Annotated in this window: 10 protein-coding genes; 9 read left to right on the forward strand and 1 reads right to left on the reverse strand. The window is 59.6% G+C overall.

The genetic code is table 11. The features are described from left to right. Both tsf and WBP53_RS09110 read left to right on the forward strand, forming a co-directional pair. Window positions 1-635, forward strand: a 635-nt coding sequence (gene tsf / locus WBP53_RS09105; protein WP_423928118.1) for a translation elongation factor Ts, incomplete at its 5' end; no start/stop codon positions are given. Window positions 636-738: 103 nt separating this feature from the next. After that, a complete protein-coding gene (locus WBP53_RS09110) occupies window positions 739-1,011 on the forward strand; it encodes a hypothetical protein (protein WP_423928120.1) in 273 nt (90 codons plus the stop codon). A gap of 128 nt (window positions 1,012-1,139) precedes the next feature. Here the strand turns inward: WBP53_RS09110 and WBP53_RS09115 are convergent, their stop codons facing one another. Next, window positions 1,140-1,781, reverse strand: coding sequence for a class I SAM-dependent methyltransferase (locus tag WBP53_RS09115; RefSeq protein WP_423928122.1), 642 nt, complete (start codon window positions 1,779-1,781; stop codon window positions 1,140-1,142). A 324-nt stretch (window positions 1,782-2,105) separates the two neighbouring features. On the opposite strand from WBP53_RS09115, the gene pyrH reads away from it, so the two are divergent. The 7 genes from pyrH to bamA form a co-directional block, all read left to right on the forward strand. Further along, window positions 2,106-2,831, forward strand: coding sequence for a UMP kinase (pyrH, locus tag WBP53_RS09120; protein WP_423928124.1), 726 nt, complete (start codon window positions 2,106-2,108; stop codon window positions 2,829-2,831). Window positions 2,832-3,344: 513 nt separating this feature from the next. After that, window positions 3,345-3,902 (forward strand): ribosome recycling factor, encoded by a 558-nt coding sequence (frr, locus tag WBP53_RS09125; protein WP_423928126.1) that lies wholly within the window; start codon window positions 3,345-3,347, stop codon window positions 3,900-3,902. A gap of 25 nt (window positions 3,903-3,927) precedes the next feature. Beyond that, window positions 3,928-4,695 carry a polyprenyl diphosphate synthase gene (gene uppS, locus WBP53_RS09130; protein ID WP_423928128.1) on the forward strand — a complete coding sequence of 256 codons (768 nt, stop codon included), beginning with the start codon at window positions 3,928-3,930 and terminating at the stop codon, window positions 4,693-4,695. Beyond that, entirely contained in the window at window positions 4,692-5,519 is an 828-nt protein-coding gene (locus tag WBP53_RS09135) for a phosphatidate cytidylyltransferase (protein WP_423928130.1), read from the forward strand. The genes uppS and WBP53_RS09135 overlap by 4 nt, the downstream gene beginning before the upstream one ends. Then, entirely contained in the window at window positions 5,516-6,694 is a 1,179-nt protein-coding gene (locus tag WBP53_RS09140; protein ID WP_423928132.1) for a 1-deoxy-D-xylulose-5-phosphate reductoisomerase, read from the forward strand. The genes WBP53_RS09135 and WBP53_RS09140 overlap by 4 nt, the downstream gene beginning before the upstream one ends. A gap of 16 nt (window positions 6,695-6,710) precedes the next feature. Continuing rightward, entirely contained in the window at window positions 6,711-8,057 is a 1,347-nt protein-coding gene (gene rseP, locus WBP53_RS09145; protein ID WP_423928134.1) for an RIP metalloprotease RseP, read from the forward strand. A gap of 73 nt (window positions 8,058-8,130) precedes the next feature. Next, window positions 8,131-9,979: outer membrane protein assembly factor BamA (gene bamA / locus WBP53_RS09150; RefSeq protein WP_423928136.1), on the forward strand; the 1,849-nt coding region annotated here is incomplete at its 3' end.

The following is a 9,979-nucleotide window of genomic DNA, read 5'->3' on the forward strand; positions in this document are numbered from 1 at the left end:
ATTTCGTTGCCAAGGACGAGAATTTCCTCGCCTTTGCTGACCAGGTGGCCACCGCTGCACTGGAAGTCTCCGATATCGATGCACTGAAGGCGGCTCCGTTCGCTGGCGGTGGCACGGTCGAGGAAGCTCGCGCTGCCGTTATCGCCAAGGTGGGCGAGAACGTACAGCTGCGTCGCATGGTGAGCATCGACAGCAGCAATACGGTTGCCGGCTACCTGCACGGCGGTCGCATCGGCGTGATCGTCGAGGTCAAGGGCGGCTCGCCCGAGCTGGCTCGCGGCCTTGCCATGCATATCGCCGCCATGAATCCTCCGCACATCTCCGAAAAGGATGTGCCGGCCGAATTCATCGCCAAGGAAAAGGAAATCGAGCTGGCCAAGATGTCCGACAAGGACAAGTCCAAGCCACCGGAAATCCTTGAAAAGATCATCAGCGGCAAGGTCAACAAGATCGTCAACGATGTCACCTTGACCGGCCAGCCCTACGTGCTTGATACCAACGAAAACGTCGGCAACGTGCTCAAGAAGGAAGGCGCCGAAGTGATCAGCTTCCACCGCCTGGTGGTTGGCGAAGGCATCGAGAAGGTGGTTGAAGATTACGCTGCCGAAGTGATGAAGCAGGCCGGCCTGGCCTGATTCACGGCTCCAGCGCCAATACCGGAAAGCCGCGATTTATCGCGGCTTTTTGTTATCCGGCCTTTCTTGAGCTGATTCTTTTCGCCAAGTGCCGCGGCCCTCGATGTACTACCGATCAAGGAAAGCCCCGGCGAAGGTACGCCCGGAGTTGGCGGAGCCGATCAAGACGCTGATCGAAAATGAGCCGTCGTTCGGGTATCGCACCGTGGCGGGCTGGCTCGACATGAACAAGAACAGCGTGCAGCGCATCTTCCAACTCAAGGGCTGGCAGGTGCGCAAGCGCGCCGTTGGTTGCCGACCACGCATTGAATCGAACACTCAGCGACTGGATTCCAGTTCTACAACACCGAGCAGCCGCATCAGGCATTCGCCGTGAAAACCCCTGCTCAAGCGTATGCTTTGGTGGCCTGACCTGTGCAGAAAGTGCTGGGTCAATACAGGCAGCCAATGCGAAACCGTCACCAAGCTCGCAAGATTATGCTCACGAACAAGCAGGACAGGACACTAGCTCCGTCGTGCCAGAATTACTTCATGCGACTCGTACCACGGTGCGAGCGCTTTTGGCTTGATGATCTCGACCCGCTCGAATCCCGCAGCATCCAGTTTGGCAATGATATCTGTCCCGTAGTCCCGATAGGCAAGAATTCCCGCTCCTCTTTGCCAGGGATCCGTGTGGTACACGGGCTCAAGCAGATACTCGATATCTGGCCCGACTCCTCGCGCCCGCTCGATTGTTTTGGTTTGGCCTGACATGGGGACGGTGAACATCATCATGCCGCCAACCTTGAGCACGCGCCGCAGCTCCGCGAATGCGGCACCATCATCTGGCACGTGCTCCAACACTTCCGTGTGGGTGACAAGGTCGAAACACTCATTCGGATAGGTGAGGCATTGAACGTCTTCGCAACGGACACCGTTCACTGTCTGCCCCGGTTCCACAGCCTCACTGAACTCAGACAGCGAAACTCTACGGGCATTCCCCTCGATATATTTTACATACGGGCCGCTGGCGGATAGCTCACACACATCCATCTGCGACATATCCGCAACCTTGTCGCGCAACACTTGTCCCAATGCGAGATGTACTTCGCTGGCCGCGCATCGGATGCAGCGCAGTCCGCTGGATTCTGCATTTAGCCTCAGCATGAGCGTGCGCCCACAAAACGGACAGATTGAGGACGCCAATGAAAACTCGGACAATTTCAAGGATCGAAGACCATGCAGAATCCGCCTTACGATCTTCATATTTTTATTGCGCCCCAAAATGTATCGACCAGTTTGATGGGCTCAATTCTAGTACAGACGGCAGGCGGCCTGGCTGATGATGAGAGTTGGCCTTGTTTGTCTGGACAGCAATTCTGGTTCAAAGGCAAGAAGCAGTAGCAACCGGCCTGCCTGACGCTGCTGCACGTGGCAGATCGCTCCAACTCCCCTACAATAGACGTGATTTGCCATCCCCTGGAGCGCCTCATGCCTGCGATCAAGTACAAACGCATCCTCCTGAAGCTCTCCGGCGAAGCCCTCATGGGCGAATCCGACTACGGCATTGATCCGAAAGTCATCGGCAAGCTTGCGAGAGAAATCATCGATGTACGCAACGCGGGGGTGCAGGTCGGCGTCGTCATCGGCGGTGGCAATATCTTCCGCGGCGCCGGATTGGCCGCGTCGGGCATGGACAGGGTCACTGGCGACCATATGGGCATGCTGGCCACGGTCATGAACGCGCTGGCCATGCAGGATGCGATTGAACGCGCCGGCGGAACCGCACGCACGATGAGCGCGATCAAGATCAATGAAGTCTGCGAGGACTTCATTCGCCGCCGGGCGATTCGTCACCTGGAGAAGAACCGTGTCGTCCTGTTCGCTGCAGGTACAGGCAATCCGTTCTTCACGACCGACTCGGCCGCTGCTCTGCGCGCCATCGAGGTCGGCGCCGACCTGTTGCTCAAGGCAACCAAGGTCGATGGCGTCTATTCGGCGGACCCCTCAAAAGACCCAAGCGCCACGCGCTATGACACGCTGAGCTACGACGAGGTGATCCAGCGCAACCTGCAGGTCATGGACACCAGCGCAATTGCGCTGAGCAGGGACCACCGAATTCCCCTTCGCGTCTATGACATGTCGCGCGAAGGCGACCTCATGCGCATCATGCAGGGCGAGCAGATTGGCACCCTCGTAGGCGGTGATGGCCACTGAGCCGTCAGCATCAACAAGAGTTTCACGTCCGCAGACATGCCCCCGCTCCGTGATCATCACGACTGTGCCCAATCCAAGGCCGCTGCGGTCAAGCTCACGCGCGTGACGTAACGTTCAGCCAGCCCGGACATCCTGTCCGTGGCTTCATGCCGGCCAGTTGGACGGTGAGCTTCGTCATTGCCCGCTCGCTGACATTACTCCCGTAGTTCCGGGCGCCATGTCTCGCCGACGTCCGCATTTGCCGGCGGTACGCATACCTCACGCAAGATGGCGTGATCCAGCAGGCCTCACCAGGACAACGACTCCCCGTCCGAAATGACTCCACGGCCGTGGCTAGCGGGCAATGTTCGACTGCACCTCCGTACGCGGTCAGGCTCAGCGACGCATCATGGCTTCCTGACCGCGGGAGTCGGCCCAATCGTCAGTGCCTGCCTCGCTTTCGGACAAGGTCGACGCCGGAGATTGGATCACGACTGGTATACTCCGGCAGCTCAAGAACCTGCCGGAGTCAGCATGCTCGAACCCATCAAGAAAGACGCCCAGACACGCATGACCAAAAGCGTGGAATCACTGCGCCAGGATCTCACTCACCTGCGTACCGGTCGTGCCAGCGTAGCTCTGGTCGACCAGATCGTGGTTCCCTACTACGGTTCCGACATGCCGCTGACCCAGGTCGCCAACGTGGCCGTCGCAGACGCGCGTTCGCTGACCATCACGCCATTCGAAAAACCGATGGTGGCAATCGTCGAGAAAGCCATCCTGGGCTCCAATCTGGGCCTGACTCCAACCACGGTTGGCCAGGTCATCCGCATCAACTTGCCGGCCCTGACCGAACAGCGCCGCAAGGAGTTGTCCAAGCAGGTCGCTGGCGAAGGTGAAAATGCCAAGGTCGCCATCCGCAACATCCGTCGCGATGCGATCCATCACATCAAGGAACTGCTCAAGGACAAGCAGATCAGTGAGGACGAGGAGCGCCGTGCCGAGGACGATATCCAGAAACTGACCGACCGGTTCGTCAAGGAAGTCGATGGCGTGGTCAAGAACAAGGAAGACGAATTGATGGCGATCTGAGCCGTCGATCCGTTAGCCCTCCCCCATGAACTCCGCCACAGCGAGCGCAGAAAAGCCGCGCGTGCCGCGTCATGTTGCCATCGTCATGGATGGCAATGGACGCTGGGCGGAGCGACGCCATCGGCCACGCAGCTTTGGTCACCGCGAAGGCCAGAAAGCCCTGCGCGCGACGGTAGAGTATTGCCTGCGCAAGGAAATCCGCGCGCTGACACTGTTTGCGTTCTCCAGTGAGAACTGGAAACGCCCGGCGGGAGAAGTCGGCGCACTGATGCAGTTGTTCCTCAAGGCTCTGGATCGCGAGGTCGACGAGCTTCACGGCTACGGCGTGCGTATCGAATTCATCGGCGATCTGTCGGCATTTTCGACCGAACTGCGCGAACGCATGCACAAGGCCATGGACAAGACGCGCGACAACACTGCGCTGTTCGCCAACGTCGCCGTGAACTATGGCGGCCGCTGGGACATCGCCGAAGCAGCGCGCCGCGCGGCAATGGCTGTGGCCCGAGGCGAGCTGGCCGTCGATTCGATAAACGAGGAGTCCCTGGCTGCCTACTTCTCACTGGCCGGGCAACCCCCGGTTGACCTGTTCATCCGCACCGGCGGCGAACAGCGCATCAGCAATTTCCTGCTCTGGCAGCTCGCCTATGCCGAACTGGTTTTCGTCGATACGCTGTGGCCAGATGTCGATGCGTCCATACTCGACAACGCAATTGACGTGTTCGCCAGCCGCGAGCGTCGCTTCGGGCAGACCTCCGCACAGGTTGCCAGCAATTCCGCACAGGGAGCCGCATGAAACAGCGAATACTGACCGGCCTGGTACTCGCACCGATTGCAGTGGCCGCAATCCTGCTTTCCTCGGCATCGTTGTTCGCCGGCCTGCTGGCCGGCATCTGGATATTGACTCTCTGGGAATGGACGCGGCTGATCGGAATACGCAGCATGGTCACGCGCGTGCTGTTCCTGCTCGTCGGCGGCGGCCTGATGGCCGGATTGTGGATGGTCCAGGGCAGCTGGATCTGGTGGCTCAGCATTGGCCTGGGTCTGCTCTGGTGGCTGCTCAGTGTGCTCTGGATGCGACATTTTTCGTTCGGCGCATCGCCGACGCCACGCAATCGCGTCGTCAAGCTGGTGGCTGGCATCCTGGCTCTGATTCCTGCCTGGGTCGCCCTGGTGGAACTGCACGGCCAAGCCAATCTGGGGCCTGCCTGGACGCTGCTCGCCCTGGTACTGGTCTGGTCGGCAGACTCGTTTGCCTACTTCGTGGGCAGTCGATACGGACGCACCAAGCTGGCCCCGCGCATCAGCCCGGGCAAAACCCGCGAAGGCGTCTGGGGCGCCATGGTCGGCACCGCCATGGTCGCCTTCGTTGGCGGCTGGTGGCTTGATGAGCGCGGCATTCCGCTGATCCTGCTGATCCTGCTGGCCCTGCTGTGCGTGATTTACTCGGTCATCGGCGATCTGTTCGAAAGCCTGATGAAGCGCCAGGCCAACGTGAAGGACTCTGGCGCGCTGTTTCCCGGTCACGGCGGACTGCTTGATCGACTTGATGGCGTATTTGCCGCGATACCCCTGTTTGCTGCCGGCAAGACCCTGATCGACATCCTCTATCCCACATGATGCGTATCGCGCTACTGGGCGCGACCGGCTCCATCGGTGCCAGCACCCTCGACGTCGTCGCGCGACACCCACAAGCGTTTCGCGCCAGCGTGCTTTCCGCACATCAGAACGTCGATGGGCTGGTTGAGCTGTGCCGGACGTTCCGTCCGGACCTTGCCGTCATCGCCGACCCGGCCCTTGAGGGCGAACTGGTTCGGAAATTGCGCGCTGCGAACGTGGAATCACGCGTCCTGGCAGGCCCCGGCGGCCTGGTTGAGGCGGCGGCCGGCAACCATGCCGACAGTGTTGTCGCGGCAATCGTTGGCGCGGCCGGCCTGGAGTCCACCCTCGCGGCTGCCCGCTCGGGCAAGCGCCTGCTGCTGGCAAACAAGGAATCCGTCGTCATGGCCGGGGGCCTGCTCAAGGCAGCCCTGGACGAAGGCGGCGGAGAATTGCTGCCTGTCGATTCCGAGCACAATGCCGTGTTCCAGTGTCTTCCTGGCGGCCGGCCGGACCTTCGCGAGGCAGGGGTCCGACGGATCATCCTGACCGCATCCGGAGGACCATTCCGTGGCCGCCAACGCGCCGATCTGGTCGATGTCACGCCGGATATGGCCTGCGCCCACCCGAAATGGAGCATGGGTCGTAAAATTTCGGTTGATTCAGCAACCTTGATGAACAAGGGCCTGGAGGTTATCGAGGCACATTTCCTGTTTGCTGCCGCTGCTTCGGAAATCGATGTAGTGGTGCATCCGCAAAGTATCGTGCACTCCCTGGTCGAGTATCGGGACGGCTCGGTCCTGGCCCAACTGGGAAATCCGGACATGCGTACGGCAATTGCCTATGCCCTGGCCTGGCCGGGACGCATTGACGCAGGCGTATCCGCGCTGGACCTGATCGCGACAGCCCGCCTGGATTTCGAAGCAGTCGACCGCGACACCTTCCGCTGCCTCGACCTCGCTTATCAGGCCCTGGCCAGCGGCGGGACGGCTCCCGCCACACTGAATGCCGCCAATGAAGAGGCCGTGGCAGCGTTTCTTGCCGGGCAATTGCCGTTCCTTTCAATCGCGACCGTCATCGAGGAAAGCCTGGCACGCGTGCCCAGCACGTCAATTGATACCCTGGCCGGCCTGCTTGACAGTGATTTAACCGCGCGACGTGAAGCACAACGTATCATTGCAGGCTTGGTTACATGATCATCGAGATGTGTGAATGAACGAGTTCTTCGGATCGGCGTGGTGGCTGATCGTCACTTTGGGCCTGCTGGTTACCTTCCACGAATTCGGCCATTTCATCGTAGCCCGCTGGTGCGGGGTCAAGGTCCTGCGATTCTCGGTAGGCTTCGGAAAACCGCTCTGGATGCGCCGTGACCGCCGCGGAACCGAATTCGCAATCGCCGCCATTCCGCTTGGCGGCTACGTCAAGATGCTGGATGAGCGCGAATCCGAGGTTTCACCGGAAGAGCTCGATCAGGCCCACAATCGCAAACCGGTTGGCCAGCGCATGGCCATTGCTGCGGCTGGGCCTGCCTTCAACCTGATTTTCACGGTCGCCGCGTTCTGGCTGATGTTCGTCGTCGGCAAGCCTGATTTCATTCCAATCGTGGACGCTCCCAATGGCATCGCTGCCGAGGCGGGCATGCAGGCCGGCGACCGCATCGAAAACATCAACGGAGATTCGATCGACTCCTGGAGCACGGCGCTTCAGAAACTCGGCGAAAATGCCGTCGGACGCATCGATACGCAAGTCGACGTGGTCACGGCTGCTGGCGGTCAAGCGACGCGAGAATTCCGGTTCAGCACCCTCACGGATGATGTTGGCGAAGACCAGCTTTTCGACGAAATCGGCCTGCGCTTGCAGCCACGCGAACGCGAAGCCGTTATCGGGCGCCTGAGCGACGGCTTGCCGGCCAAGGCGGCCGGGCTCGAAGTCGGTGATCGTATCCTGCGCATCAACGGGCGTGACGTTGCGACTTTTTCCGACATTGAAACCCTGATTCCGGAAGAAGCCGGGAAAAATCCCAGCCTTGCCCTGAAAATCCAGCGTGGCAACGAGCAACTGGACATGACCCTGGCCGCGACCGAAGTCACGGAGGCGGATGGCAGCAAGCGCTACCTGATCGGCATTGGCAGCAGCTCCGGCCACGACGCCACCCTGAAGTACGGCCCGCTCGAGGCCGTACCCAGAGCGTTCGAGAAAACCTGGGACGTCACCAAAAGCTCGCTTGGCATGCTGAAAATGCTTCTGGTCGGCCAGGCTGGCCTGGAAAACCTGTCAGGACCGATCACGATCGCCCGATTTGCCAATGGATCGGCGCAAATGGGCCTTGCCTGGTTCCTCAATTTCCTTGCCATCATTTCGCTGTCCCTTGCGATAATCAACCTTTTGCCGATACCGATCTTGGACGGCGGCCACTTGCTGTATTACCTTATCGAACTGATAAAAGGCAGTCCGGTAAGTGAACGCACCCAGATTGCAGGTCAGTATGTCGGCCTGATGATGCTCGTGGCCCTGATGGGGCTGGCGTTCTACAACGATATCCTTCGGCTCGTACACTGAGCCGGTTCTGCCTCAAAACAACGGATGCGGTGCGCCCTCACCGCAAGCCGGCCCTGCCTCAATGGAAGTGACGATGAAGCGTATCGCCGCCCTGCTCTTGCTTGCCTGGCTCAGCACCCAGGATGCCCTCGCCTTCGACACGTTCACCGTGTCGGACATTCGTATTGATGGTCTCTCGCGTATTGCGCCGGGTACCGTGTTTACCTACCTGCCAGTGGAGAAGGGCGACAGCCTGACGCCCGATCGCGCAGAACAGGCCATTCGCGCCCTGTACAGCACCGGCTTCTTCAACGATGTCTCCCTGAACCGCCAGGGCAACATCCTTGTCGTCACGATTGTCGAACGCCCCTCGATCTCCAAAGTGGCGCTGCGCGGCAACAAGGACCTGAAAGACGAGGATCTGCGTAACGGCCTCAAGGGTATCGGCCTGGCGGAAGGTGAAACCTTCGACCGCCTCAAGCTTGATTCCGTGCAGCAGGAATTGACCCGGCAGTACTACAACCGCGGAAAATACAACGTCACGGTGAAAACTTCGGTGGTCAATCTCGACCGCAACCGCGTCGAGGTTGCGATCAATATCACCGAGGGAAAGCCTGCCAAGATCAAGCACCTGAACATCGTCGGCAACGAGTCGTTCAAGGAAAAGAAGATCATCGAAGACTTCCAGTCGGACACAACCAACTGGACTTCCTGGTATTCCAAGGACGACCAGTATTCGAGAGAGAAGATGTCCGGCGATCTCGAGCGGCTTTCGTCGTTCTACCTCGATCGCGGCTATGTCGATTTCACGGTGGATTCGACCCAGGTCTCGATGAGCCCGGACAAGCGGAAGATGTATGTCGTCGCCAATATCAAGGAAGGCGATGTCTACACGGTCACCGATATCAACCTGACGGGTGACCTCGTCCTCAAGGACGAAGACCTGCGCAAGCAGTTGAGCATCGCGTCCGGGGAGATTTTTTCTCGCAAGAAGGTCGAGCAGTCGGCCGACGCGATCACCTCGGTGCTGTCGAACATTGGCTATGCCTTTGCCGAGGTCAATCCGATTCCCGATATCAACCGGGAAACACGCGAAGTCGGACTCAATTTCCAGGTGATTCCGGGCAAGCGTGTCTACGTGCGTCGCATTACCTTCAAGGGCAACCTGCATACCGAAGATCAGGTTCTGCGTCGTGAAATGCGCCAGCTGGAAGGTGCCTGGTATTCGCAGGCCGCGATCGACCGCTCCAAGATTCGCCTGCAGCGCCTGGGCTACTTCAGCGCCATCAACATCGAAACGCCGCGGGTTCCCGGACAGGAGGACCAGGTTGACCTGCTCGTCGAGGTCGCAGAACAGCCGTCCGGAAACTTTACGTTCGGCGTGGGCTATTCGCAGGTCCAGGGCCTGATCACGAGTATTGCCGTACAGCAGAACAACTTCTTTGGCACCGGCGACCGGGTTGGCCTTACCTGGCAGCAAAGCTCGTATCTCAAGTCCTACGTGCTGTCCTATTTCGAGCCCTACCTGACCGACGACGGTATCGGTCTCGGCTATGACATCAGCCATCGCGAGCTGGACTCCGGGCAGGCCAACATCGCCAACTACCTGACCAACTCGGACAATTTCAGTGCGAATATAGGCCTGCCATTGACCGAGAGCGACTCCCTGCTTGCGCGTATCGGCGTCAGTCAGACCGAAATCACGACCTTTTCACCCGGGACGCCGCAGGCATTCGTCGATTACCTGACTGCACTCGATCACCGCACGTTCCATACCTGGGGCATGGAGTTTTCCTGGGCGCACGACACGCGTAACAAGTACTACAACCCGACCCGTGGCTCGTTGCAGACGGTTTCTGCCGAATTCTCGCTGCCGGGATCCACCGTGGAGTACTTCAAGTTCAGGTACCTCTACTCGCAATACATCCCAATCACGCAAAAGC

Source organism: Dokdonella sp., from assembly GCF_049593775.1.
Classification (GTDB): domain Bacteria; phylum Pseudomonadota; class Gammaproteobacteria; order Xanthomonadales; family Rhodanobacteraceae; genus Dokdonella.